The sequence below is a fragment of the Bacillus sp. SCT118 genome (assembly GCF_058566435.1).
Genome location: NZ_CP191225.1, coordinates 2563033 through 2589136, shown reverse-complemented (window position 1 = coordinate 2589136; position 26104 = coordinate 2563033). Strand labels below are relative to the sequence as shown.

30 protein-coding genes are annotated in these 26104 nt (G+C 42.9%); 28 read left to right on the top strand and 2 right to left on the bottom strand.

From position 1 onward, the window contains the following. Positions 1-43: 43 nt before the first annotated feature. The 13 genes from fadH to ACQVGT_RS13070 all read left to right on the top strand — a co-directional run bounded on the left by fadH (position 44) and on the right by ACQVGT_RS13070 (position 9816). Positions 44-808 (top strand): 2,4-dienoyl-CoA reductase, encoded by a 765-nt coding sequence (gene fadH, locus ACQVGT_RS13130; RefSeq protein ID WP_015383534.1) that lies wholly within the window; start codon positions 44-46, stop codon positions 806-808. A gap of 63 nt (positions 809-871) precedes the next feature. After that, a complete protein-coding gene (locus ACQVGT_RS13125; RefSeq protein WP_015383535.1) occupies positions 872-2095 on the top strand; it encodes an EAL domain-containing protein in 1224 nt (407 codons plus the stop codon). Between the two features lie 646 nt (positions 2096-2741). Beyond that, positions 2742-2981 (top strand): YkuJ family protein, encoded by a 240-nt coding sequence (locus ACQVGT_RS13120; RefSeq protein ID WP_003218671.1) that lies wholly within the window; start codon positions 2742-2744, stop codon positions 2979-2981. A 109-nt stretch (positions 2982-3090) separates the two neighbouring features. After that, complete coding sequence (locus ACQVGT_RS13115; RefSeq protein WP_015383537.1) at positions 3091-3609, top strand: ribonuclease H-like YkuK family protein; 519 nt, start codon at positions 3091-3093, stop codon at positions 3607-3609. A gap of 133 nt (positions 3610-3742) precedes the next feature. Then, positions 3743-3940: an AbrB antirepressor AbbA gene (abbA, locus tag ACQVGT_RS13110; RefSeq protein ID WP_010886502.1), complete on the top strand. Its 198-nt coding sequence runs from the start codon at positions 3743-3745 to the stop codon at positions 3938-3940. A 137-nt stretch (positions 3941-4077) separates the two neighbouring features. Continuing rightward, positions 4078-4521: a cyclic-di-AMP-binding protein CbpB gene (cbpB, locus tag ACQVGT_RS13105; protein WP_003218674.1), complete on the top strand. Its 444-nt coding sequence runs from the start codon at positions 4078-4080 to the stop codon at positions 4519-4521. A 147-nt stretch (positions 4522-4668) separates the two neighbouring features. After that, the gene (gene ccpC, locus ACQVGT_RS13100) at positions 4669-5550 is read left to right on the top strand and encodes a transcriptional regulator CcpC (protein ID WP_003232387.1); all 882 of its coding nucleotides are present in this window, start codon (positions 4669-4671) and stop codon (positions 5548-5550) included. A gap of 110 nt (positions 5551-5660) precedes the next feature. Next, positions 5661-6146, top strand: coding sequence for a flavodoxin (locus ACQVGT_RS13095; protein ID WP_015383538.1), 486 nt, complete (start codon positions 5661-5663; stop codon positions 6144-6146). Then, entirely contained in the window at positions 6136-7029 is an 894-nt protein-coding gene (locus tag ACQVGT_RS13090; protein WP_015383539.1) for a WD40/YVTN/BNR-like repeat-containing protein, read from the top strand. The genes ACQVGT_RS13095 and ACQVGT_RS13090 overlap by 11 nt, the downstream gene beginning before the upstream one ends. A 15-nt stretch (positions 7030-7044) precedes the next feature. Beyond that, entirely contained in the window at positions 7045-7500 is a 456-nt protein-coding gene (locus ACQVGT_RS13085; protein WP_015383540.1) for a flavodoxin, read from the top strand. Positions 7501-7604: 104 nt separating this feature from the next. Beyond that, complete coding sequence (dapD, locus tag ACQVGT_RS13080) at positions 7605-8315, top strand: 2,3,4,5-tetrahydropyridine-2,6-dicarboxylate N-acetyltransferase (RefSeq protein ID WP_003218680.1); 711 nt, start codon at positions 7605-7607, stop codon at positions 8313-8315. Between the two features lie 69 nt (positions 8316-8384). Then, a complete protein-coding gene (locus tag ACQVGT_RS13075; RefSeq protein ID WP_015383541.1) occupies positions 8385-9509 on the top strand; it encodes an N-acetyldiaminopimelate deacetylase in 1125 nt (374 codons plus the stop codon). A gap of 61 nt (positions 9510-9570) precedes the next feature. After that, complete coding sequence (locus tag ACQVGT_RS13070; RefSeq protein WP_003232382.1) at positions 9571-9816, top strand: YkuS family protein; 246 nt, start codon at positions 9571-9573, stop codon at positions 9814-9816. 36 nt (positions 9817-9852) lie between these two features. Here ACQVGT_RS13070 and mscT read toward each other — a convergent pair whose 3' ends face one another. Further along, positions 9853-10656 carry a small-conductance mechanosensitive channel protein MscT gene (gene mscT / locus ACQVGT_RS13065; protein ID WP_041517839.1) on the bottom strand — a complete coding sequence of 268 codons (804 nt, stop codon included), beginning with the start codon at positions 10654-10656 and terminating at the stop codon, positions 9853-9855. Positions 10657-10892: 236 nt separating this feature from the next. Here mscT and ahpA point away from each other — a divergent pair, with 236 nt between their 5' ends. The 3 genes from ahpA (at position 10893) to rok (ending at position 12992) form a co-directional block, all read left to right on the top strand. Further along, entirely contained in the window at positions 10893-11435 is a 543-nt protein-coding gene (gene ahpA / locus ACQVGT_RS13060) for a biofilm-specific peroxidase AhpA (RefSeq protein ID WP_003245371.1), read from the top strand. Between the two features lie 69 nt (positions 11436-11504). Further along, complete coding sequence (ykuV, locus tag ACQVGT_RS13055; protein WP_015483177.1) at positions 11505-11951, top strand: thiol-disulfide oxidoreductase YkuV; 447 nt, start codon at positions 11505-11507, stop codon at positions 11949-11951. A 465-nt stretch (positions 11952-12416) separates the two neighbouring features. Continuing rightward, complete coding sequence (gene rok / locus ACQVGT_RS13050) at positions 12417-12992, top strand: transcriptional regulator Rok (protein ID WP_003232378.1); 576 nt, start codon at positions 12417-12419, stop codon at positions 12990-12992. Positions 12993-13032: 40 nt separating this feature from the next. Here the strand turns inward: rok and cse15 are convergent, their stop codons facing one another. After that, positions 13033-13998: a spore protein Cse15 gene (gene cse15, locus ACQVGT_RS13045; RefSeq protein WP_015383544.1), complete on the bottom strand. Its 966-nt coding sequence runs from the start codon at positions 13996-13998 to the stop codon at positions 13033-13035. A 136-nt stretch (positions 13999-14134) separates the two neighbouring features. On the opposite strand from cse15, the gene ACQVGT_RS13040 reads away from it, so the two are divergent. The 12 genes from ACQVGT_RS13040 (at position 14135) to skiZ (ending at position 25928) form a co-directional block, all read left to right on the top strand. Then, on the top strand, positions 14135-14734 hold the full coding sequence (locus ACQVGT_RS13040) for a molybdenum cofactor guanylyltransferase (protein WP_015383545.1): 600 nt from the start codon (positions 14135-14137) through the stop codon (positions 14732-14734). Between the two features lie 50 nt (positions 14735-14784). Continuing rightward, positions 14785-15804, top strand: coding sequence for a molybdopterin-synthase adenylyltransferase MoeB (locus tag ACQVGT_RS13035; RefSeq protein ID WP_015383546.1), 1020 nt, complete (start codon positions 14785-14787; stop codon positions 15802-15804). A 17-nt stretch (positions 15805-15821) separates the two neighbouring features. Next, positions 15822-17114 carry a molybdopterin molybdotransferase MoeA gene (locus ACQVGT_RS13030; RefSeq protein WP_015383547.1) on the top strand — a complete coding sequence of 431 codons (1293 nt, stop codon included), beginning with the start codon at positions 15822-15824 and terminating at the stop codon, positions 17112-17114. Then, a complete protein-coding gene (gene mobB / locus ACQVGT_RS13025; RefSeq protein WP_003232370.1) occupies positions 17075-17596 on the top strand; it encodes a molybdopterin-guanine dinucleotide biosynthesis protein B in 522 nt (173 codons plus the stop codon). Before ACQVGT_RS13030 ends, mobB begins: the two co-directional genes overlap by 40 nt. Beyond that, positions 17596-18069: a molybdenum cofactor biosynthesis protein MoaE gene (locus tag ACQVGT_RS13020; protein WP_003232367.1), complete on the top strand. Its 474-nt coding sequence runs from the start codon at positions 17596-17598 to the stop codon at positions 18067-18069. Before mobB ends, ACQVGT_RS13020 begins: the two co-directional genes overlap by 1 nt. Continuing rightward, positions 18062-18295, top strand: a complete 234-nt coding sequence (moaD, locus tag ACQVGT_RS13015) for a molybdopterin converting factor subunit 1 (RefSeq protein ID WP_014476678.1) — start codon at positions 18062-18064, stop codon at positions 18293-18295. Before ACQVGT_RS13020 ends, moaD begins: the two co-directional genes overlap by 8 nt. A 223-nt stretch (positions 18296-18518) precedes the next feature. After that, positions 18519-20276 carry an ABC transporter ATP-binding protein gene (locus ACQVGT_RS13010; RefSeq protein WP_041517842.1) on the top strand — a complete coding sequence of 586 codons (1758 nt, stop codon included), beginning with the start codon at positions 18519-18521 and terminating at the stop codon, positions 20274-20276. A gap of 11 nt (positions 20277-20287) precedes the next feature. Beyond that, on the top strand, positions 20288-22102 hold the full coding sequence (locus ACQVGT_RS13005; protein WP_015383549.1) for an ABC transporter ATP-binding protein: 1815 nt from the start codon (positions 20288-20290) through the stop codon (positions 22100-22102). A 109-nt stretch (positions 22103-22211) separates the two neighbouring features. Next, on the top strand, positions 22212-22907 hold the full coding sequence (gene yknW, locus ACQVGT_RS13000; RefSeq protein WP_014479677.1) for a YknW family membrane protein: 696 nt from the start codon (positions 22212-22214) through the stop codon (positions 22905-22907). Between the two features lie 4 nt (positions 22908-22911). Then, the gene (locus ACQVGT_RS12995) at positions 22912-24045 is read left to right on the top strand and encodes an efflux RND transporter periplasmic adaptor subunit (protein ID WP_015483179.1); all 1134 of its coding nucleotides are present in this window, start codon (positions 22912-22914) and stop codon (positions 24043-24045) included. After that, positions 24046-24738, top strand: a complete 693-nt coding sequence (gene yknY, locus ACQVGT_RS12990; RefSeq protein WP_003232356.1) for an ABC transporter ATP-binding protein YknY — start codon at positions 24046-24048, stop codon at positions 24736-24738. After that, the gene (gene skiZ, locus ACQVGT_RS12985; protein ID WP_015383552.1) at positions 24735-25928 is read left to right on the top strand and encodes a sporulation-delaying-protein transporter subunit SkiZ; all 1194 of its coding nucleotides are present in this window, start codon (positions 24735-24737) and stop codon (positions 25926-25928) included. The genes yknY and skiZ overlap by 4 nt, the downstream gene beginning before the upstream one ends. The last annotated feature ends 176 nt before the right edge of the window (positions 25929-26104 follow it).

The following is a 26104-nucleotide window of genomic DNA, read 5'->3' as shown; positions in this document are numbered from 1 at the left end:
AATATTATTGAATGAATACTCATTCACAATTGGAGGGATAAACATGGAAAAAAAGGCGGTAATTATTACCGGCGGGTCAAGCGGCATGGGAAAAGCGATGGCAAAAAAACAGGCTGAATTAGGGTGGCACGTTATGGTGACAGGGAGGAACCATGAGGCACTTGAGGAAACAAAAAAAGAAATTCAGACCTTTGAGGGACAGGTCGCTTGTTTTCAAATGGATGTCCGTTCCGATTCCGCCGCTTCAGACATGATTAAAGAAGCGATAAAAGCCTTTGGCCGGCTTGACGCGCTGATTAACAACGCAGCCGGAAACTTTATTTGTCCGGCAGAAAAGCTGACGCCCAATGGATGGAAAGCCGTTATTGAGATTGTTTTAAACGGCACATTTTTTTGCAGCCAGGCAGCGGCAAGGCATTGGATTGACCAGAAGCAGCAGGGTGTCATTTTAAATATGGCAGCCACTTACGCTTGGGGAGCGGGAGCGGGGGTCGTTCATTCCGCTGCAGCCAAAGCGGGGGTATTGTCATTGACAAGAACGCTGGCCGTTGAATGGGGGAGCAAATACGGCATTCGCACAAACGCTATAGCCCCCGGACCGATTGAACGAACAGGCGGTGCGGAGAAGCTCTTTGAATCGGAAAAAGCGATGGCCCGCACGATGAACAGTGTGCCGCTCGGCCGATTGGGCACACCGGAGGAAATCGCCGCTTTGGCAGCGTTTTTGCTTTCTGATGAAGCATCCTATATAAACGGGGATTGTATCACAATGGACGGAGGGCAATGGCTGAATCCTTATCCGTTTTAAAGAATATTAATCTTTGGATTCAATGTGGTATAATCAGACAAAGATAGAGAAGCAGGTGATAACATGTTGGATCCACTTGATATTTTAACGAACATTGATGATGTCCTTCCATTTTACCAGGCGATTTTCAGTGCCGAGGAACAGAAGGTTGTCGGATATGAGGTGCTTGGACGAATTTTGGCAGATTCAGAAATCCAAAGTCTCGGGCCCTTCTTTTTAGATGCAGGGATACCCGAAGAATATAAATTAGAGGTTGATAACAGAATTATCCGCCAGGCTCTTGACCGCTTTTTAGAGGCGGATTCTGATCTGCTGATTTTTATGAATCAGGATGCCAATCTGCTGATGCTGGATCATGGTGAAAGCTTTCTAGAGCTTCTGAAAGAATATGAAGCGAAGGGAATCGAACTCCACCGTTTTGTGCTTGAAATTACAGAGCACAATTTTGAAGGGGATATTGAGCAGCTCTACCATATGCTTGCATACTATCGTACATACGGAATTAAAATCGCAGTTGACAACATCGGAAAAGAAAGCAGCAACTTGGACAGAATCGCGCTGCTCTCACCAGATCTGTTAAAAATCGATTTGCAGGCGCTGAAAGTGTCACAGCCGTCACCGTCATATGAGCATGTGCTGTACAGCATCTCTTTATTAGCGAGAAAAATCGGTGCGGCGCTGCTGTATGAAGACATTGAGGCGAACTTCCAGCTTCAGTACGCCTGGAGAAACGGAGGCCGCTATTTTCAGGGCTATTACTTGGTGTCCCCATCTGAAACGTTTCTAGAGAGAGATGTATTGAAACATAGACTTAAAACTGAATTTCACCAATTTATCACACATGAGAAAAAGAAACTGGAAACAGTCTATGAGCACTCCGAACAGTTTTACAAACGAGTGCATCAGGCTGTGACCTCTTTGAGAAAAAACAATCTGTCTTCTGATGATGACTTTATTAAAAAGCTGGCGGAAGAGCTGACAGATTGCAGCTTCAGGATTTACATGTGTGATGAAGAAGGCGATCAGCTGACGGGAAATGTGTTTAAGCAAGATGGAGAATGGATTTATCAGCCGGAATATGCGGAGAAAAACTGGAGCTGGCGCCCTTATTTTCTGGAGAACATTATGAGAATGAGAAATCTCAGAAAAGGTTTTTTCAGTGATCTGTATAGTGATTTGGAAACAGGTGAAATGATTAGAACGTTTTCGTATCCGATGGAGGATCAGGTGTATTTATTTATAGACTTGCCTTATTCATATTTATATGAGCAGGATGGATTGATTTAACGGCTGAGAGGCCGTTTTTTTTATGAATTGAAAAAAATATCAAAAAACGATTGACATTGATACTGAGAATCATTATCATTTAATTATAGAGAGAAGCTACTCTCTGTTCCCCAACCCCTCTATCAGATCAAGATCCGAAAAAACTTGGCGCTACCCCCGCCAAGTTTTTTATTTGTCAAAGCATAGGACAATCCAATGATACAATAAACCTAACTAGTGGTAAACGTTTAACACGGGGAGAAACATTCAGTGCCGAACACCCCTGACACTGCTGCACGGGTGAGGAGGAAAATTCGTTCTGAAATGATTATTTATTTCAGGTCCGTGTTTACTCTATCCAGCATGACTCCCATTGATTATGGCCACGCGGGACTTCACCAGAAAATTCAAAAGAAGGTTTTGACAAAGTTGCAAAAAGGCATTCTTAATGCTGCAAAGATTCGAAAAAAATTATAATTGTGTGCATGACATTCAAAAAAAGCCTCAAACTAAAGAAAAATAGTTTTTTTCACTTTTTTTCTTTGCTTAAATTCAGCAGTGAAAATGCCATCCTGTCCGACTTTATGGTATGATGCTCAATAGAACTTGTATTATAATAAATACTTGTTGATTTGAAGTTGCTTTTTGAAAGGAGTCTTTTTTTAGAATGTCACAATTAATGGGTATCATCACACGGCTGCAAAGTCTGCAAGAAACAGCGGAAGCGGCTAACGAGCCAATGCAACGCTATTTCGAAGTGAATGGTGAGAAAATATGCAGTGTTAAATATTTCGAAAAAAATCAAACGTTTGAACTGACGGTTTTCCAAAAAGGTGAAAAACCTAACACATATCCGTTTGATAATATCGACATGGTTTCCATCGAAATCTTTGAACTTCTTCAGTAAGATTCCTGAAATAGGGGGAACAAGCTTTCGCCTTTGCAAAAGTAATCGAAATAAACGGTAAGGAACATACTTGTTTCATGGTTGTAAATCCTTGAAAAGGAGTGTCGTTATGGCTGATTCTTTTCTGTTTTATAATCTTTCAGAAGCACAGATGACCTTTCAAGATGTGATGGAACGGCTTAAAACCTTTGTTCAAAAGGACCCCCGTTCTTCTTATGTGTTATCGATCGGAACCGATTCACAGGTTTACCGCGATTACACAAAGTTTATTACCGCATTGCATTTGCATCGTACAGGCAAGGGAGCTTGGGGCTGTTTGAAAAATCATACAGTCGACAGACCCATACATAGCCTTCGGGAGAAGATTTCGTTAGAAACGGCGTACAGCCAAGAAACGGCCGCTCATATTCTTGATGGACACTTAATGGATATTACCGATCTGCTCCTGCCCTTTACCGGTGAGGGGGCGGATCTTACCTTTGAAGTTCACTTGGATATTGGGAAAAAAGGGCTTACAAAAGATCTGATTCAAGAAATGACTGGACGTATTACCTCCATGGGGATTGAGGCCAAAATAAAGCCGGATTCATACACTGCCTTCAGCTATGCAAATCGTTTCACAAAATAATTTGGCTGGAAAAGCCAAGGTAAATGTCGAATTATGCGGTTGACGTTTGTTATCTGATTACTTATTCTAGCGGTAGAGCTGAAAGTAAGTTGTCTTGCTTTCAGAGGTATTCAGTATAAAACAGGGGGCCTGATTGCGAATGAGTCTTATCGGTGAACGATTTACAGAAGAAGAACAAAAACTTCTGCTGAATATCCTGATCAACCATGAGTATGCCATCGAGCTATTAAGCAGTGAGATCAACGATATAGAGACAGGGACCAAAAACGTTGACGGAACCACCTACAAAAAACTTGTAACGCTATACGACCGATTTCGATTTGAAAATTAATGGGACACCCTATAATTGATACTCCACAAAGAGTATCTTTTTTATTGAAAGGAAACTTTTCGACAAATACTGATAAAGTTTATATTATTGCAATATAGGGAATGTATTGATGATGAAAATGAAAAGGGGTCGAAAACATGATAAGCTTACAATCAGATCAACTTCTTGAGGCAACAGTCGGACAATTTATGATTGAGGCGGACAAAGTAGCGCACGTGCAAGTCGGAAATAACCTTGAGCACGCATTATTAGTATTGACAAAAACCGGATACACAGCCATCCCGGTTCTGGATCCTTCCTATCGTTTACATGGCTTAATCGGGACAAATATGATCATGAACAGTATTTTTGGACTTGAGCGAATTGAGTTTGAAAAGCTTGACCAAATCACTGTTGAGGAAGTCATGCTGACCGACATTCCGCGCCTTCATATCAATGATCCGATTATGAAGGGATTCGGCATGGTCATTAATAACGGATTTGTCTGTGTTGAAAATGACGAGCAGGTATTTGAAGGGATTTTTACGAGAAGAGTCGTTTTAAAGGAATTGAATAAGCATATACGCTCGTTGAATAAGTAGGCTGTACGGCCTATTTTTATTATATAGCCAGAGCAAAAAAAGAAAGCGCATACATAATTTAAACGAGAATAGGGCTTGAATAAGAAACTAAGATTTTATTAGAATGGGAGATAAGAAAAACTTATTGATAACAAAAAGGAGGACGACATGCAGCTTCAAGAGCTTCATATGCTCGTAGTTTTAGCTGAGGAATTAAATATGAGAAAGGCGGCAGAACGGCTTTTTGTATCTCAGCCGGCTTTATCTCAGCGCTTACAAACCATTGAAAAGGCGTGGGGAACAAAAATCTTTTTAAGATCACAAAAAGGATTAACGGTAACGCCCGCCGGTGAGAAAATCATTCAGTTTGCGAATGATGTGACATTAGAGCAGGAAAGAATAAGAGAAAATATTGACGAGCTTGAAGGTGAAATTCACGGCACGTTGAAGCTTGCCGTCGCCTCCATAATCGGTCAGCATTGGCTCCCTAAAGTCCTGAAGACGTATGTGGAAAAGTATCCGAATGCAAAGATCTCGCTCATAACCGGGTGGAGCAGCGAAATGCTGAAAAGCTTGTATGAGGATCAGGTTCATATCGGCATTATAAGAGGCAACCCTGAGTGGAAGGGGCGCAAAGATTACTTAATGACAGATCATCTGTATTTAGTGGATACTGAAATTTCCTGCATCGAAGATATTGCCCATACAGAACGGCCGTTTATCCAGTTTAAAAGTGATAGCACTTATTTTCAGGAAATTCAGCACTGGTGGCATCAAAAATTTAAAACGTCGCCGAAACAGACGATATTGGTTGATCAGATTGAAACGTGCAAACAGATGGCGCTGCACGGAATCGGTTATGCTATTTTGCCGTCTGTTACCCTTCAAAATGAAGATAAAGTGAATAAAATGCCTCTCTTAGACATGAAAGGGCATCCGATCGGTCGGGATACATGGTTATTAGGCTATGAGCCTGCCTTTGAACTGAAACAAGTTCAAGCTTTTGTACAAGTGATAAAGGATATGCTGGATCAGGAAAATCCATTTTAAAGACAGCGAGGTGCTGTCTTTTTTTATTTATCTGTTGACAATGAAAATCATTATCATTTAAAGTGATACATATGATATTGAAAATCATTATCAATTAATGGGGTGATAACATGGCTAAAGCCTTGATTACATATGCCAGCATGTCAGGAAATACAGAAGACATTGCCTTCATAATAAAAGATACGCTTCAGGAATATGAGTTGGATATCGATTGTGTCGAGATAGACGATGCGGATGCGTCTTGTTTAACCTCCTATGATTATGTACTGATTGGCACCTATACATGGGGGGACGGCGATTTGCCCTACGAAGCGGAGGATTTTTTCGAAGAGGTCAAACAGCTTCAGCTCAATGGTTTAAAAACAGCCTGCTTCGGGTCTGGCGATTATTCTTATCCAAAGTTTTGCGAAGCGGTGAATTTGTTCAATGCCATGCTGCAAGAGGCGGGAGCTGCTGTTTACCAGGAAACACTAAAAATTGAATTAGCGCCTGAAACAGATGAAGAAGATGAAGATGTGGAAAGCTGCCGAGCGTTTGCGAGAGGTTTTCTTGCATGGGCAGATTATATGAACAAGGAAAAAAGCCATGTTTCATAAAGGAGCAACTGCTGTTACGGCATCGGCGTTTTCTGGATATTTTGTGGCGGTACAAAGAGAAGGCATTTTTCATTATTCTTTGGAGCAGGGCTGGAGAAAGCTTTTTCGTTTGAAAAGTAAGATACACTGTATCAGCTACATAGGGCCTTACTTATTTGGCGTCGGTGAAAAGGGAACAGTCATTCGTTCGGCTGATGAAGGGAAAACCTGGACGATGTCGAGCTTTCCGACAAATGCAACAGTGTGGGCGATTACCGGCAGAAACAACGGGTTTGTCTGCGCCCACGGTAAGCATTGTATTTATGTATCGGATGATTTTGGTATCTCATGGCGCGTAGCCAAACCTTTTGCCGAATTTTATAATCCCCCTGTTATCCGGTCGCTATGCCTTCACGGGGGCAATCTTTTTATCGGCACGCAAATACACGAATATTTTGGCGGCATTTGGGCTTACGACATTAAGCGTGACACTGTCCAAGTTGTCAAAAAAGAAAAAAACCGGATGACGGCATCCATGCTCGTGTTCAATGAAAATTGGCTGGTGGCGGCGATGGGTTCTGTGAAAGGAAAGCACGGTGCTGTCACTGTACGGAATCTTTTGAATGGTGAAGAATTCATCATTCAATCCAGCATGATCAGAATTGAAGAGTCATTTCTTGATCTTTCAGAGGATGATGGCATTATATATGTCACTACAACACAAGATGAAAATGGTTTTTCGAGAATTTACCAGGCTGATCTCGAAGCCCGGTCGTTAAAATGGTTCGATACCATTAAGGGGCATGGATGGAGAGTGGCCAATCAGAAAGAGAATTTCTTTTGCGCAGGCTTGTATGAATGTAAATTTGTCCAGCCGTACGAAGTTTCAGCAATGATTCATTAGAGGAGGAACAAGGAATTGGCGAAGATTTTGCTCGTTTATGCAACAATGTCAGGCAACACTGAAGCAATGGCAGATTTGATTGAAAAGGGGCTTCAGGAGGCGGAAGCAGAAGTAGACCGTTTCGAAGCAATGGATATTGATGATGCCCAGCTGTTTACCGATTATGACCATATCATAATGGGGACCTACACGTGGGGAGACGGAGATCTGCCTGATGAATTTTTAGATCTGGCTGAAGACATGGAGGAGATTGATTTTTCCGGTAAAACATGCGCTGTATTTGGTTCCGGTGATACAGCATATGAATTTTTCTGCGGAGCGGTTGATACGCTCGAAGCAAAAATAAAAGAATGCGGTGGCGACATTGTGCTGCCTTCGGTAAAAATCGAAAATAATCCAGAAGGTGAAGAAGAGGAAGAATTAATAAACTTCGGGAGACAATTCGCAAAGAAAAGCGGGTGCGCTGTCTGATCACTCACTGGGAACTGCTAAAACGGCTGTTCCTTTTTTTCTTGTCTTTGTATCTTTCCTTTGATACAGTAATGAGGTAGAAAATCAGGAGGAGGACTATACATATGAAAATGATGGACGCAAATGAAATTATTTCATTTATTCAAAATAGTACAAAATCTACACCTGTAAAGGTTTACGTGAAAGGTGAGCTGGAAGGAATCAATTTCGGCGAATCTGCGAAAGCTTTTATCAACGGAAATACTGGTGTCGTTTTCGGTGAGTGGAGCGAAATCCAAACAGCAATCGAAGAAAACCAAAGCAAAATCGAAGACTATGTGGTTGAAAATGACCGCCGCAATTCTGCGATCCCAATGCTTGATCTAAAAAACATCAAAGCGCGTATCGAGCCGGGCGCGATCATCCGCGACCAAGTTGAAATCGGTGATAACGCAGTCATCATGATGGGTGCTTCTATTAATATCGGTTCAGTCATCGGCGAAGGCACAATGATTGATATGAACGTTGTGCTTGGCGGACGAGCTACTGTTGGAAAAAACTGCCATATCGGCGCGGGTTCTGTACTTGCGGGCGTTATTGAGCCGCCATCCGCTAAACCGGTTGTGATTGAAGACGACGTCGTAATCGGCGCAAATGCTGTTGTGCTTGAAGGTGTAACAGTAGGTAAAGGAGCTGTTGTTGCTGCGGGAGCGATCGTGGTAAACGACGTTGAGCCATACACTGTCGTTGCAGGCACACCAGCTAAAAAAATCAAAGACATTGATGAAAAAACAAAAGGCAAAACTGAAATCAAGCAGGAATTACGCCAGCTGTAAGGAAAAGTTTGATAAAAAAGGCGTGGATAATGTATCCACGCCTTATTCGTATAGGCAGGAGGAATAGAAATGAAGAAAGAGGAGCTCATCGCAATTCGCAGAGATCTGCATCGTATACCGGAGCTTGGATTTCAGGAGTTCAAAACCCAGCAGTATTTATTACATGTCTTGGAACAATATCCCCAAGACAGAATTGAAATTGAGAAATGGCGAACAGGGCTTTTTGTAAAAGTGAACGGGACGGCGCCGAAAAAAATGCTGGCGTACAGAGCGGATATCGACGCGCTTTCTATAGAAGAGCAAACTGGTCTTCCATTCGCATCAGAGCATCACGGCAACATGCACGCCTGCGGCCACGATTTGCATATGACGATTGCACTCGGCATTATTGATCATTTTGTTCACCACCCAGTCAAACATGATTTGCTTTTTCTGTTTCAGCCGGCAGAGGAAGGGCCTGGCGGCGCGGAACCAATGCTTGAGAGCGATGTATTAAAAAAATGGCAGCCTGATTTCATCACTGCGCTTCATATTGCTCCAGAGCTTCCGGTAGGCACCATTGCGACAAAAAGCGGCCTTCTATTTGCGAATACATCAGAGCTAGTCATCGATCTGGAAGGCAGAGGGGGACATGCGGCATATCCGCATTTGGCGGAGGATATGGTTGTAGCGGCAAGTACACTTGTCACCCAGCTGCAAACGATTATCTCTAGAAACACAGATCCGCTAGACAGTGCTGTTATTACAGTTGGTACCATTACCGGAGGCTCGGCACAAAATATCATTGCGGAAACGGCCCACCTGGAAGGCACGATCCGCACGCTTTCTGAAGAATCGATGAAACAGGTAAAGGAACGGATTGAAGATGTGGTGAAAGGAATCGAAATCGGATTTCGCTGCAAAGGAAAAGTGACATATCCGTCTGTTTATCACCAAGTTTACAATACGAGCGGATTAACAGAAGAATTTATGTCTTTTGTTGCTGAACATCAACTGGCGACAGTAATTGAAGCAAAAGAAGCTATGACTGGAGAGGATTTTGGCTACATGCTGAAAAAATATCCCGGCTTCATGTTCTGGCTCGGCGCTGATTCTGAACATGGGCTTCATCACGCTAAGCTGAATCCCGATGAAAATGCGATAGAAACAGCGGTTAATGTCATGACAGGTTATTTTTCTGTTTATGCCAATTAAGCACAAATGAAAGAATAAAATTCCATAAAATGAGCACTCTAGTAAACGGAGGTGTTCAAAAATGGCTAAAAAAATTGGAATTGAACAATCGTTATCAGATGTAGAAGCTGCTTTAAAAGAAAAAGGATATGACGTTGTAATGATGAAAAGCCCTGCTGATGCTCAAGGCTGTGACTGCTGTGTCGTAACAGGTCTTGATAATAATGTGCAAGGGATAGCCGATACGGTAACACAAGCACCTGTCATTACAGCTTCCGGGATGACGGCTGAAGAAATTTGCAGCGAAGTTGAGAGCAGAATTCAGTAACATAAAAACCGAAGCAAAAAGCTTCGGTTCTTTTATTTATTCTGTTTCTTTAGGGAAAGCGCGGTCGAACGCGTTCTTTATTTCTTTTCTCAACACTCGTTCGACTCGCCACTGTTCCATATTTTCTGTTTTGGCAATGACCCTGATCACAATTTCAGAAGTCCCCAGTTCTTGAATGCCGATGACATTTGGGCCTTCTTTTATTTGTGGAAGAGCCGCTGCCGTTTCATCACAAACCTGCTGTAAAATATGAATCATTTCATCAATGTTTCTTTCAGCCGGCACTTTAATATCAACAAGAGCCTGCATGGTACCACGAGAATGATTGCTCACGTTTGTGATGTTTCTGTTGGGGATGTAATGCAGTGTTCCGTCAAAGCTGCGGATTTGAGTTGTTCTTAAGCCAACCTGCTCGACAATTCCGTCAAAGGTGGAAACGGTAATATAATCTCCGACATCCAATTGTTTCTCAAGCAAAATAAAAAAACCTGTCACGATATCACTGACAAGCCCTTGGGCGCCAAATCCGACAGCCAGGCCGACGATTCCTGCCCCCGCTAAAAGAGCGCTTGGATCATAATGAAACAAATCTAGAACCATGACGAAAAATATGAAAATCAATGTATAAGCAAATATGTTAAGAGTCAGGCTTCGGAGCGTATGTGCACGTCCGATAGACAAGCTATTCTGCTCCTCGAATTTTGCAAACAGATGTTTAATGATTTTCATGCCTAATGATCGAACGATAAAATAGAGCAATATCATAATGGCGAGTTTAATGAGCAGAACACCGGCATTTGTAATCAGTCCCGCCCAATCATATTGTTTAATAATGTCCATGTTGAGCTCCTTTTCTAATTGATTGCTGCACATTGAGACTAGTTACCCTGTACATGACCATGTTAAACGTTTTATTCAAAAATGTCGAAGCCAAAGACATACATGATTTGTTAAAAATTGACTCGGGAAATCTGCTTTTATATAATGGCATTGCGATATAACTAAAAATGGTTAATTATCCTTTATTTTCATGAGATTTTGACCTTTAAGCCAAACAATAAATTGGAGGGATACATATGGCAGAACGTATGGTAGGTAAACAAGCTCCTCGTTTTGAAATGGAAGCAGTCCTTGCAAGCAAAGAATTCGGCAAAGTAAGTCTTGAGGAAAACATGAAAAACGACAAATGGACAGTGCTGTTCTTCTATCCAATGGACTTCACTTTTGTTTGTCCGACAGAAATTACAGCAATGTCCGACCGCTATGACGAGTTCGAAGATCTTGATGCAGAAGTCATCGGGGTTTCAACTGATACCATCCATACTCATTTAGCTTGGATCAATACAGACCGCAAAGAAAACGGTCTTGGCCAGCTGAAATACCCGCTTGCTGCTGATACAAACCATGAGGTATCCCGTGAATATGGCGTTTTAATCGAAGAAGAAGGTGTGGCTTTGCGCGGATTGTTTATTATTAATCCTGAAGGGGAGCTCCAATACCAAACTGTTTTCCATAACAACATTGGACGTGATGTTGATGAAACGCTTCGTGTTCTCCAGGCGCTGCAAACTGGCGGACTCTGTCCGGCTAACTGGAAACCAGGCCAAAAAACACTTTAATTCTTTCCAAGAACGAAAAGCGGTCTAGCATATTCGTTAGGCCTTTCTGTTAAATAGGAGGGAAAAGCAATGAAATTACGTCAGCCCATGCCGGAATTGAAGGGAGAAAAAGCTTGGTTAAATGGTGAAGTGACGAGAGAGCAATTGATTGGGGAAAAGCCGACGCTTATTCATTTCTGGTCCATCAGCTGCCACTTGTGCAAAGAAGCGATGCCGCAAGTGAATGAATTTCGTGATAAATATCAAGATCAACTGAATGTTGTAGCTGTGCATATGCCTCGTTCCGAAGATGATCTTGACCTTGGTAAAATTAAAGAAACAGCTGCTGAACACGATATCACCCAGCCGATTTTTGTTGACAGTGACCATACTTTAACCGATGCATTTGAAAATGAATACGTACCTGCATATTATGTGTTTGATAAAACAGGACAGCTCCGTCACTTCCAAGCCGGCGGGAGCGGTATGAAAATGCTTGAAAAACGTGTGAACCGCGTTCTGGCTGAAACGGAATAGGTATATGACTAAATAGTATTTCCTAAAAACCTGATCACATCAGGTTTTTTATTTGTGCAAAAAGCAATGGAAGAAGAGTAAGAAGCTTATTTTTCCAAATTTGGGTATAAGAATTGATGATTTGTTTGATTGATACGCTAAAAAACACAGCTGATTTTTGATGTTTTTCCTCAATTTTAGATAAATCTCATATCTCATAACTCGAAAATTGTAGATATTACACTAAATTTCTTTAAAGAAGTAAGTAAAATATATATTTTCAACATTATACCAAATAAACTAGAAAGACCCTTGACCCCTTGAGAATAAAGGACTCTTTTGAAAAATAAAACTTTTTCAGAAAATAAGGAATTTTTCATAGAGTAAATATAATAGTAAAATGCTAAAATAATAGTTGATAAAATTACTTTTGTAATCTAATATCTTAATTAAAGATGTTAATTTTGATAGGGGGTACATTGAGGAATGTTTAATGAAAGAGAAGCTTTGCGCTTGCGGTTAGAACAATTAAATGAAGCTGAAGTGAAAGTCATTCGTGAATATCAAATTGAACGTGATAAAATATACGCAAAATTAAGAGAGCTGGACAGAAATGGAAGCCCTTCCGAAATCAAAAAGGATTTCCGTTCTGAAAAAAAACCTGACTCTCTGCCGGTTCTCGCTGAGCTTGCGGCTCAGGAAATCAGAAGCTATCAGCCGCAATCACAGCAGCAGTCTGTTCAGCCTCAGCTTCAATCTATTTCCTCTCTTCCTGCCGGTATACCAGACGGAACAACACGAAGAAGAAGAGGAACGGCAAGACCGGGATCAAAAGCAGCTAAGCTGCGTGAAGCTGCTATTAAAACATTAAAACGCCACAACGCGGCGATTAAGAGCTCGGAGCTTCAAAAAGAGATTGAAAAAGAAAGCGGTCTTGAAATCCCTAATATGACAACGTTTATGCAAAGCTTAATTAAAATGTACCCGGAAGTGAAAAAGCCATATCGCGGGCAGTACATTTTAGAGGGTGAAATCGAATCTGCAGAATCAGCAAATGAATAAATATAAAGAAAAACTGCTTGGCATCGCTCAAGCAGTTTTTTTATTGAGGTTTTTTCTGTGAAGGTTTGTTTTCTTTTTCAAGATTAAGCTTATACACCCACTTTTGATAAGGCTTTTCTTCAGCGGCTCTGTTTTTCAGCTCTTCGATTGTATGGCTCTTGGCCTGGTCTGATGATTGGGCGCGGGCAAGCTGTTTTTGAAGCACATGTATCTGTTTGGTGACATCTTCAAGGATGGTCTCTACATGATTTGGCTGCGCGTAGACCGCTGGAGCTTCTTCTTCCGTTTTTTCTTTTTGTGTCGTGCCGCCATCAATATCAGCAAAATGAGAAGCAATCCAGGCATCGCTTTCATCAAGCTGCCGTTTATACGATATAATAGTTTCGTGAAATAATTTTTCTTTCGTTTTTTCTATGTCTAGCAGTCTTTCTTTCGTTTCCATGATTCGATCTTTCATATGATCAACTTCTATTTTAATATGTTTTAGCTGATATTCTTTTTCTACCATTTGCTCTTTAAGACGCCCATTTTCGGCTTTTATCAATTCGGATTGCTGTTTTGCCTGAAGCAGTGCATTTTGTTCCTGCTCAATTGAGGCTTGAAGTTCGCTGATCCGTTTATGAAGATTTTTATTTTCTTCTTCGATTTTGACTTTAGCAATATGAAGTTTATGTTTTTCTTCGATTTCGGCTCTGCGTTTATAGGTTTCAGCAGATAGAAGCTCCTGCAAAACAACGATTTTATCAAGCAATTCAGCTCTTATTTGGTGCAGGGTTTGGCTGGTGTGGGAGGCATGTTTTTCTTTTGTTGACATATGTGTTAATTCGGCAGACAGCTGCTGGAGTTTTTCTTTCATATCGTTATTTTCTTTGAGCAGTTTGTTATTTTTCTGATGAAAGTAGCTTGCTTCAAGTTCAGAAATCAGCTTATGGCACCTTGAAAGCTCGGATTTTAAATAAAGGTTCTCCTGAGACACGTCGTGGAAAAAAGGACCTGATCTTTTCATTCGAACCATCTCCCTCATGATGTTAACACTACAATATGCAAATACTGAACAGCTATTCCTCTTTAATAAACAGACAAGCAGTAGCGTTGAGCCTTTGCTTTTGCTATGCTTTTAACGAAACTAGAGGTGAGATGATATGAAGCATGTAAACGTACTGCTGGCAGGGGGAGCCTCGCGGCGATTTGGAGAACCGAAGGCGTTTGTCAAATGGAAGGGCAGGATGCTTTATGAATGCGCTAAAGAGGCACTTGGAGAACATACGGTTATCATCAGCCGTCCCGAATATATTGATAGATTTCAAGAAAACGGTGAAAATGAAGTGTATCAAGATGCTGAGCCATTTCAAGGCATGGGGCCATTGGCTGGTATATATACCGCTTTTAAAAAGACAGACGGTGATCTTTATACTGTTCTTTCCTGTGACACACCGCTGATACAAAGAAGGACGATGCTGGAGCTCAAACGTCTGATGACTGCCGGTGCGGACGCGGTAGTCCCAATTTCAGACGGACAAGTGCAGCCATTGATTGCGATTTACCACAAACGTATCATGCCAGTTCTATACGATCAGCTTTCTGAGAAGAGGTTGAGAATATCAGATTTATTAGGCAGAATTTCGGTTTGTTACGTACAGTCTGAAAATATCGGAGCAAACCCGGCAGAGTTTATCAACATTAATACACGTGATGATTTTAGCTGTTTGGAAGAAAAATCGAACTCCCTCAAGCGGGACTGACGGGGCAATAACATGATAAGATGACATAAAAGATAAGGAGAACAGGTTTGATGGAGGAACGTTATTCACGGCAAATCAGATTTAAGCAAATTGGGGAAGAGGGTCAGAAAAGACTGGCAGACAGCCATGTGCTGATTGTCGGAGCGGGAGCGCTCGGCACTGCAGGAGCTGAAGGGCTTTCGAGAGCGGGAGTCGGTACTATTACCATTATTGACCGTGACTATGTGGAGTGGACCAATCTTCAAAGACAGCAGCTTTATACAGAAAGCGATGCCAAACTCCGCATGCCAAAAGCCATGGCTGCCAAAGAGCATCTATCAGCGATTAACAGCGAAATACATATTGATGCGTATGTTACCGAAGGAACAGCCGAAACGCTTGAGCCGCTGATTGAAAAAGCAGATGTCGTGATCGACGCGACAGATAATTTTGAAACCCGCATGCTGATAAACGATCTTGCCCAGAAAACAAAGACACCTTGGGTCTATGGCGCCTGTGTAAGCAGCCAGGGAATGTTCATGACGGTCATTCCCGGAGAAACCCCTTGTCTGTCTTGTTTGTTTGAGCAAATTCCTGTCGGCGGGGCGACGTGTGATACTGCCGGCATTATTCCGCCTGCTGTGCATATCGTTTCAGCATATCAGCAGGCTGAGGCATTAAAGCTGTTAACCGGCCAAATAGAAGCAATACAGCGGGGTTTTGTGACATTTGATGTCTGGAACAATTCGCATATGAAGATTAACGTTAATCATGTACGCCGTGAGGAATGCCCATCTTGCGGAGCTAATGCGGTATATCCTTATCTTCAGGATTGGAACACACCAAAAGCTGCTGTATTATGCGGCCGTGATACAGTGCAGGTAAGGTCAGAATCATTAAAAAGAATCCCGAAACAGGAGCTCATTAAGCGGCTGAAAACAATCGGCAAGGTCGAGGCCAATGCGTTTTTGCTGCATATTTTTTACGAGGATTTCAGAATTGTCATTTTCAATGATGGACGGGCACTGGTGCATGGAACAAATGATGTGAAAGAAGCCAACTCCGTGTTGGCAAGAGTGATTGGATTGTAACAACAGGAGGGGTCAGAATGCTGGAGAAAAGAACACCGATACCGGTAGACGAGGCAGTTCGGCGTGTCTGCCATTTTCAAAAACAAGGTGAAACAGAATGGGTGGCGCTTGAAGACAGCCTTCATCGGTTTTTAGCCGAAGATATAACTGCGGATCACCACGTACCCGCGTTTGACCGTTCGCCATACGATGGTTTTGCTGTCAGAGCGTGCGATACGGCAGAAGCTTCACGTGAAAACCCAGTTCGGTTTGAAGTTATTGACCATATTGGAGCGGGAGCAGTATCTGAAAAAGAACTTGGCCCGTTTCAGGCCGTGCGGATTATGACTGGCGCGCAAATTCCTGAAGGGGCAGATGCAGTCGTCATGATTGAACTGACTCAAGCCTTTGAGGAGAATGGGAAGTCATTTATGTCTTTAAAACGCCGCTTTCAGACGGGGGATAATATTTCAAAAACAGGTGAGGACGCTCAAAAAGGGAGTGTTTTACTGAGAAAGGGCACCCGGGTGACACCAGGAGTGACGGCTCTTTTGGCAACATTCGGATACGCATCTGTGCCTGTCGTGAGAAAGCCTGTAGTCGGGATTATCGCAACCGGTACCGAATTGCTGAATGTCAGTGATCCGCTGGAACCGGGAAAAATCCGCAACAGCAATGCGAGTATGGTATATGCGCAAGCGATAGAAGCAGGCGCAACACCGCTTTATTTAGGGAAAATCTCTGATGAATTGGATAAAAGCTTTGCTGCAGTTAAAGAAGCGATGAAAAAGGTGGATTTCCTGATCACAACTGGCGGTGTATCAGTCGGTGACTTTGACTTTTTGCCTGCGATTTATGAAAAACTTGGAGCGGACGTGCTGTTTAATAAAGTTGCCATGCGCCCGGGCAGCGTGACAACGGTGGCGCATGCAAACGATATGCTGCTGTTTGGCCTTTCAGGTAATCCGTCGGCATGCTATGTCGGTTTTGAACTGTTTGTCAAACCGATAATCCAGACATGGCTGCTCAATGAAACACCGCATTCAATTTGTGCGGAAGCTGTTTTGATCAAGGATTTTCCGAAGCCGAACCCATTTACCCGATTTGTTCGTGCGTTCGTGCACCATCAGGAAGGGAAGCTGTTGGCGACACCCGTTGGCTTAGATAAGTCGAGCTCTGTCACATCACTTGCAGATGCCAATGCATTTATTATCCTGCCGGGCGGCACGCGAGGCTACGAATCTGGCAGAACGGTTCAAGTGCTGCTCATCAGAGAAGAGAATGGAAGTGAATGGCCTTGGTCCGTCCTTTCCCGATCGTCCAAGTTGTAGGATTTCAAAACAGCGGGAAAACAACGTTTATTGAGCGCATTCTTGAAAAAGCCTCTGAACAGGGAGTCCATTTGGGCTGCCTGAAGCATCATGGTCACGGCGGTGAACCGCAAACGCTCACGGAAGGAAAAGACACGGACCGTTACAAGGCGGCAGGTGCTGATGTAACAGCGGTAGAAGGTGCTGGTGTGTTACAGCTGACTGCCCGCCGCAATTGGGATTTGGCACGGCTGATCGAGTTATACCAATTTCTCGAAACAGACTGTCTTCTGATTGAAGGCTTTAAAAAAGCCCCTTATCCTAAAGTGGTTATCCTAAGTGAAAAGGAAGATCTGGAAGCGCTGCAAGCAGTAAATATAATCGCCATCATCTATAGAAAAAAAGAGCATATGACAGAGCATCAGGGATTACCCGTTTTTCATGCGGATGATCCGGTTGCCGTGGATTTTGTGCTTTCACAGCTGAAGGGGGAATCTGCATAATGGAACGGTTTGAGATTACGAAAACACCCATTAATACTGAAAACATCATCAAAAAAGTGGAGAAACGGGAAGCAGGAGCCATTACAACATTTATTGGTACGGTTCGGGAATGGACAAACGGAAAAAGAACGGTTCGGCTTGAATATGAGGCATATGAACCGATGGCCGTGCAAATGCTTGCTCAAATCGGCGCTGAAATCGAAGAAAAATGGGAAGGTGCCTCAGCTGCGATCACGCACCGTATAGGTGTGCTCGATATCGGTGAAGCAGCGGTAGTGATTGCTGTATCTTCTCCCCATCGAAAAGCCGCATATGAAGCCAATGAGTATGCGATTGAACGCATTAAACAGATTGTGCCGATTTGGAAAAAAGAAATTTGGGAAGACGGTGAGCAATGGATCGGCGACCAGCTAGAAACAACAGCTTATCCGAACGGAAAACCAGACCTAAGCGAGGGAGAGCAGCATGATTAAAATTCTTTTATTTGCAGGACTGGCTGAACAGGCCGGTACACAAGCAATAGAAATAGATGTGGAACAAGCAACCACAGATGAAATAAAAGCGAGTCTAAAAGAACAATACGGTCTTGAATCTATTGATACGGCTATGATTGCCGTTAACGAAAGCTATGTAAAAGAAAATACCTCTGTATCTTCGGGTGACACGGTAGCCATCATACCGCCGGTCAGCGGGGGATGAAAACCGGACGGCATTTCAGCCGTCCGGTTTTTCTGTATTTCATTGGCATATCCCCAAGTATCCCCAGCATACAATGATTTTCTGTAAGCGTTTATTCTACATATGTTACTCCCTATAAAGTAAGAGACTCATTCCATAATTAGACTGAAATTTTGAAAAATAATAGAAATTTATTTCGGGTATCGATATAGTAAAGATGATAAATGTTGGAAAGGTGCTGGATATGGAGACATTTAAAAGATTAAAAATGTATTATTGGCCGTACAGAAAAGTGTTTATGTGGTCGCTTCTAGCCATGCTTTTGATGACTGCAATTACTGTCGTTTATCCGATTATCCTGCAAATTACGATTGATGAGATCGTGTTGGGACGGCAGTATCAGCTTGCGGCGTGGGTCAGCTTAGGATTTATTGCGGTAATGGTTTTGAAAGGAACGGCTACCTTTTTTCATCAGTATTTAGGTGATATGTTCGGGATCAAATCCGTTTATAGGCTGAGAAATGGTCTGTATGAAAAACTGCAGCGGCTTTCTTTTTCTTACTATGATAACGCGAAAACAGGAGATTTGATGTCCAGACTGACTGCTGATGTTGAAGGGCTTCGTTTTTTCTTATCATACGGTCTCGCTGAGCTCATTCGTTTCGGCCTGCTGGTAGCCATCAGCCTGTCGGTTATGTTTTACTATTCTGTTCCTCTCACGCTTGTGACAATAGCTGTTCTGCCATTTCTCGCGGTTGCGGTATATCGGTTTGACAAAAGAGTCCATCCCGCCTTCAGAGGCATCCGCAAATCGTTTGCGAAACTCAATACAAAAGTCCAGGAAAATATCAGCGGCATTAATACGGTTAAATCTCTTTCCAGGGAAGATTTTCAGATCAGCACTTTCAATAAAGCCAATGCAGAATACAGGGCGCAGTATTTACAAACATCATCCATCTGGTCTGCGTATTTCCCTTTAATGGAGTTCATTGGTAACATTTGTATTGTAGCTCTCCTCTCATACGGCGGTTACTTGGTTATGCAAAATCAGCTCAATCCCGGCGAGCTTGTTGCTTTCTTCAGCCTTGTCAATTATATGATGTGGCCGATTATGAACTTAGGTTTTGTCATCAATATGTTCTCTCAAGCAAAAGCGTCAGGGGAACGCCTGCTCGACATTCTGGAAAAAGAAGAAGACATTACAGATCATCCTCATGCTTTGCATAAACAAAAATTAACCGGAGATGTCCATTTCAAAAATGTTTCTCTTGCATACGGGAAAGAACAAACAAACGCGCTGTGCAATGTAAGCTTTGAGGGAAACAGCGGGAAGGTAATCGGACTGTTGGGCCCGACAGGTTCAGGCAAAAGTTCAGTGACACAGCTTCTCACCAGATTTTACAGTCCTGTTAGCGGAATGATTACCATTGATCACAAACCCATCACAGATTATTCGTTAAAAACCCTTCGCTCCAATATCGGGGTCGTACTTCAAGAATCCTTCTTGTTTTCATCTACGATCAGATCAAATATTTCGTATGGGCGGCCGGATGCCTCAATGGAAGACGTCATCGAAGCGGCAAAAAGGGCGCAGGCTCATAACTTTATTATGGAGCTTCCTGATGGGTATGACACCATGCTGGGAGAGAGGGGAATGGGACTTTCCGGCGGACAGAAACAGCGTATTGCCATTGCGAGAGCCATCTGCTTGAACCCGAGCATTTTAATATTGGATGATGCCACAAGTGCAGTAGATATGCAAACGGAGCACAACATACAGCATGCCTTAAAAGAAGTCATGAAAAACCGCACAACCTTTATCGTCGCACACCGCATTTCTTCACTGAAACACGCCGATGAAATTCTCGTTTTTAATAAAGGACGCATTCATGAAAGGGGAACACATCATGAGCTTCTTGAAAAAGGCGGCTACTATAAAAAGATTTACGATTTGCAATACCGTGATGTCAAAATGATTAATGAGCCGCATGAGGTCGGATAGGGAGGGGCCAAATGAAACAAGCGAAAAAACAGGGGATTTTAGAGCGTTTCTATTACTCTTCAGATGAAATCATTGAAAAGCCGTTTAACTGGGCTCAAATGTGGCGGCTGCTGAGCTATGTCAAACCATATCGAAAAACAATTTTGCCGCTTTCTTTTCTCACCGTATTGATTGGCACTGCTGTGAAGCTTGTGATCCCCATTCTGATCGGCGTTTATGTTCTTGATCAAGCGATTACAGGGAGAAACTCGGAGCTGCTGATTCAGCTCATTTTTATTATTAGCGGTTTATATGTCCTCAATTACGCCGCCAATGTGTTAAGAATCAGGTGGATGAATCAGCTTGGCCAGCATGTCATTTACGATTTGCGACAGCATTTATTTACCCATGTGCAGCGCTTATCCCATCGATTTTTTGATCAGCGGTCGGCGGGTTCGATCTTAGTCAGGATCATGAATGATATTAACTCTCTTCAGGAGCTCTTTACAAGCGGAGTCATCAATTTGTTGACCGACTTGCTGCTTCTGGCCGGCGTGATTATCATTTTGTTTACGCTTAGCCCTGAGCTGACTATAGCCATCATGGTGACATTGCCGATTATGTTTTTTATTTCAACAAGTCTCAGAAAAAAAATACGCCGATCCTGGCAAACGGTACGGCTAAAGCAATCAAAGCTCAACTCTCATCTAAACGAAAGCATTCAGGGCATCCGGGTCACACAGGCATTTACGCAGGAAGAAGAAAACATGGCGTATTTTGACGGTGTCAATCAGGAGAACTACGAATCATGGCAGGAAGCAACTAGAAAAAATGCCATGTTCCGTCCGCTGGTAGAAATGACGAATGCGATTGGGACGGCTGTCTTGATTTGGTATGGAGCCACACTCATCATGAATGAAACCATTACGATTGGCGTCTTCGTTTCTTTTGCTTTCTATCTGGGAATGTTTTGGGAACCTATTTCGAGACTGGGTCAGGTCTATAATCAGCTGTTAATGGGGATGGCATCATCAGAACGGATTTTTGAGTTTCTGGACGAACAGCCAAATGTCAAGGAGAAGCCGAATGCCATTCATAATGAAAAGATAAAGGGGGAGATCAGTTTTGAAGAGGTTGAATTTTCGTATGATGAAAAACGAAAAGCCCTTCACGCCGTTTCTTTCTCTATTCCGGCGGGCTCGACGCTTGCCCTTGTCGGGCATACAGGGAGCGGGAAGACGACAATTGCCAATTTAATCAGCCGTTTTTATGATGCGACCGGAGGCACCATTAAAATAGACGGTATACCGATTAAGGATCTTTCCCTTGCCAGTCTGCGCTCTCAAATCAGCATTGTCCTGCAAGATACATTTATTTTCTCTGGGACCATCATGGAAAATATTCGTTTTGGAAGGCCAAATGCTTCGGATGAAGAGGTGATGAAAGCGTCCCAAGCGGTCGGAGCGGATGAGTTTATTTCTGATTTAGCAGAAGGATACGCAACAGAGGTGGAGGAAAGAGGCAGCGTACTGTCTGCCGGTCAGCGTCAGCTTATTTCCTTTGCAAGAGCATTGCTCGCCGATCCGGCTATTATCATCCTTGACGAAGCAACGGCAAGCATTGATACAGAGACAGAAGTAAAAATTCAGCAAGCGTTAAAAACGCTTCTGAAAGGGCGTACAGCAGTGATGATCGCTCACAGATTGTCTACGATCCGCGACGCCGACCGCATCATTGTTCTTGATCACGGCAGGAAAATAGAAGAAGGGAACCATGATCAGCTGATCGCTAAAGGAGGCATTTATGCCGGGCTTGTGAAAGCGCAATACAGCACAGCGATAGAATAATATGAAAAGCCTTCAATATTGAATGTTTTTGGAAATTTATTAGAAAAACATGAAACTTTTTGATATCCTTGCCGTACTATTTGTTAGATATTCTCAAGGAGGTTTTGAAATGGAAACGAATGTAGAAAAAAACAGCGGAACGGCGACTGAAAAGCCTTCACTTTTCGGAGTAATCACAAGTCCGTCCGTTCAATTTGAAAGAATAAGAGAAAGGCCGGCTGTATGGGGACCGCTTTTGATTGTTGCAGCAATTATCATCGTCGGTGCCGTGCTGCAATCGCTCGGTACGGATTATAGTGAGCTTTTGAAAAGCCAGGATACGCAAGGGCTATCTGCTGAACAAATGGAAACTGTCGCAACAATAACCAAATTTGGCGGAATGGCAGGCGCTATTATCGGCGGTATCGCAGCATTATTTATTGCCCCTCTTATTTATTGGCTCTGTGTAAAAATATCAGGCGGAGTTACGACATATAAAAAAATGCTTTCTCTCGGTCTGTTTGTCTCTTTAATTAGCAGTCTCGGATTATTGGTTAATGGAATCGTTGCTTTTACGACTGACGTGAATCCTCTTTACAGCACGACGTCACTGGCAGGGATTATCCCATCTGACGGGGCTCTTGCCAGCGTGTTAAATACCTTTGAAATTTTCAGCATCTGGAGCTTTGTATTATTAGCAATCGGACTTCACAAAACGGGAGGCATCTCCAAAAAAGCCGGGTGGATTTCAGCAATCATTCTATTCGGAATTTTAGTTGTATTTTCGCTTTTTTCAGGTTTAATCAATTCTGTGGCGGGTGCATAAGCTCATGAAAAAAGTCTGGATCGGAATTGGAATCGCAGTTATAGTCGCTCTTTTTGTTGGAATCAATATATACCGGTCTGCCGCTCCGACAAGCGACAGCGCCGGCAAGGAGATACAGACGGGGAGCGTTGAAGAAAATGAAATCTCATCAACGGTTATGGTTCCTGGCACGCTAAAATTTTCAAATGAACAGTATGTCTTTTATGAAGCGGATAAAGGGACATTAGAAGATATTAAAGTAAAGGAAGGCGATAAAGTTAAAAAGGGCACGCTTTTAGTCACCTATACAAATGAGCAGCTGAGCCTGGAAAAAGAACAGAACCAGTTAACGTCTGAATCCAATCGGCTTCAAATTGACCAAATTCAAGAAAAGTTAAAAGCCTTAGATAGCAAAGAAAGAGAACTGGAAAAACAGGTAGGAAAGAAAGAAGCAGAAAAACAAATCGAATCTGAACGGACAGAGCTTCAAATGCAGAAAAAAACAGCGGAGATCGAATTAAAACAAACCGAGCTTCAGCGACAGTCACTTGCCAACCGGGTATCAGATCTTGAAGTGAAAAGCGAAATTGAAGGCACCGTTATTTCTGTCAACCAAGAAGCAGCATCCAAAAAGTCAGATATTCAAGAGCCTGTCATACATATCGGCAACCCAAAAGACCTTGTCGTCTCAGGGAAATTGTCTGAATACGATACATTGAAAGTCAAAAAAGGCCAGAAGGTCACACTCACTTCAGATGTAATACAGGGTAAAACATGGAAAGGCACGGTTTCCGCAGTCGGGCTTGTTCCGGATCAGCAGGAGAGCGCTGCGGCACAAGGAACAGAACAGGCGGTCCAATACCCGCTTCAAGTGAAAATAAAAGGAAATCTTCCAGAAGGAAAGCCAGGCTTTAAATTTATTATGAATATTGAAACAGATAAACGGAAAGTAAATACGCTTCCTTCAAAGGCAGTCAAAAAAGAAGATGACCAATATTATGTGTATACAGTAAAAGACGGAAAAGCAAAGCGAGTAGATGTCAAAATCGGCGAAGTGACAGATGACCTGACAGAAATTAAAGAGGGGCTTTCCCAAGATGATCAAGTCATTTTGAATCCATCTGATCAGGTGACTGACGGAATGGAAGTGAAATCTTAAATGATTCAGCTTTCTAATGTGCGAAAAAGCTACCAGATCGGAAAGGAAACGTTTGATGTTCTCCATTCTATTGATTTGGACATTCATCAAGGTGAATATGTCTCGATTATGGGGCCGTCAGGATCAGGAAAATCGACGATCATGAATATTATCGGCTGTCTTGATCGGCCGACTTCCGGTACATATCAATTGGACGGCGAAGACATTTCTTCATATAAAGATAAAGAACTGGCGGCAGTCCGTAACCGGTCCATCGGTTTTGTATTTCAGCAATTTCAGCTTCTTCCGCGGCTGAACGCAAAAAAAAATGTCGAGCTGCCGATGATTTATTCCGGGATAGGCAAAAAGGAACGTCAAGAGCGGGCTGAGAGAGCATTGGAAAAGGTTGGGTTAGCCGATCGAATGCTCCACATGCCCAACGAGCTGTCGGGCGGGCAGAAGCAGCGGGTGGCGATTGCGAGGGCGATCGTGAATGAGCCGAAATTGATTTTAGCTGATGAACCGACCGGCGCGCTGGATACGAAAACAAGCGAGGCGATTATGGATCAGTTTACAGCATTAAATGCCGAGGGAACGACAATCGTTCTGGTTACTCACGAGCCTGAAGTAGCAGATTGCACGAATCGGATCGTCATGGTGCGTGACGGAAACATTGTTCCTGCCAGCTCCGGACAAAGGAGTGTGGGAGAATGAGCCTGTTAGAAAACATCAGAATGGCTCTAAGCTCTGTCCTTGCCCATAAAATGCGTTCGATCTTAACGATGCTCGGCATTATCATTGGTGTAGGCTCTGTCATTGTTGTCGTTGCGGTAGGACAGGGCGGCGAGCAAATGCTGAAGCAGTCGATCAGCGGCCCGGGAAATACTGTGGAGCTGTACTATATGCCTAGCGACGAGGAGCTTGCAAGCAACCCGAACGCTGCAGCTGAATCTACGTTTACAGAAAACGATATTAAAGGTTTAAAAGGAATAGAAGGCATTAAACAAGTCGTTGCTTCGACTTCTGAAAGTATGACAGCGCGTTATCACGAAGAAGAAACCGATGCTACGGTTAACGGAATAAATGATGGATACATGAATGTCAATTCTTTAGAAATCGAAAGCGGCAGAACATTTACCGACAATGACTTTCTCGTGGGGAATAGAGCCGGAATCATCTCTCAAAAGATGGCTGAAGAACTGTTCGATAAAACCTCCCCTTTAGGTGAAGTTGTCTGGATAAACGGACAGCCCGTTGAAATTATCGGTGTGCTGAAAAAAGAAACAGGCTTGCTTTCTTTCGGTTTAAGTGAAATGTATGTGCCATTTAATATGATGAAATCCTCTTTTGGCACAAGTGATTTCAGTAACGTATCATTGCAGGTCGAATCAGCAGACGACATAAAATCGGCAGGAAAAGAAGCAGCACAGCTGGTAAATGACAATCATGGCACAGAGGATTCGTATCAAGTGATGAACATGGAAGAGATTGCGGCTGGAATTGGCAAGGTAACGGCAATTATGACGACGATTATCGGCTCAATTGCAGGTATTTCCCTTTTGGTCGGCGGAATCGGTGTCATGAATATCATGCTCGTATCAGTCACAGAACGGACACGGGAAATTGGAATCAGAAAATCCCTCGGTGCGACGAGGGGACAGATTCTGACTCAGTTTTTAATTGAGTCAGTCGTATTGACGCTGATTGGCGGTCTGGTCGGGATTGGTATTGGATACGGAGGGGCCGGGCTTGTTTCAGCCATTGCGGGCTGGCCGTCACTCATATCCTGGCAGGTTGTATGCGGGGGCGTGCTGTTCAGTATGCTCATTGGTGTTATTTTCGGCATGCTTCCTGCAAATAAAGCTGCAAAGCTTGATCCCATTGAAGCGCTGCGTTATGAGTAGCCTCATGCAACATGCATGAGGTTTTTTTATGTTTAGTGATTTCTACTATGAATATAAAAGACTTTTTTCATTAAAATAAGAAGAAAATGTCGTACAATTGTCCTTATTTTTGTCGAATTTACAGTTTACAAACCCTATAGACATACGTTAATATGGAGAAACGTGAAAGATTTTGA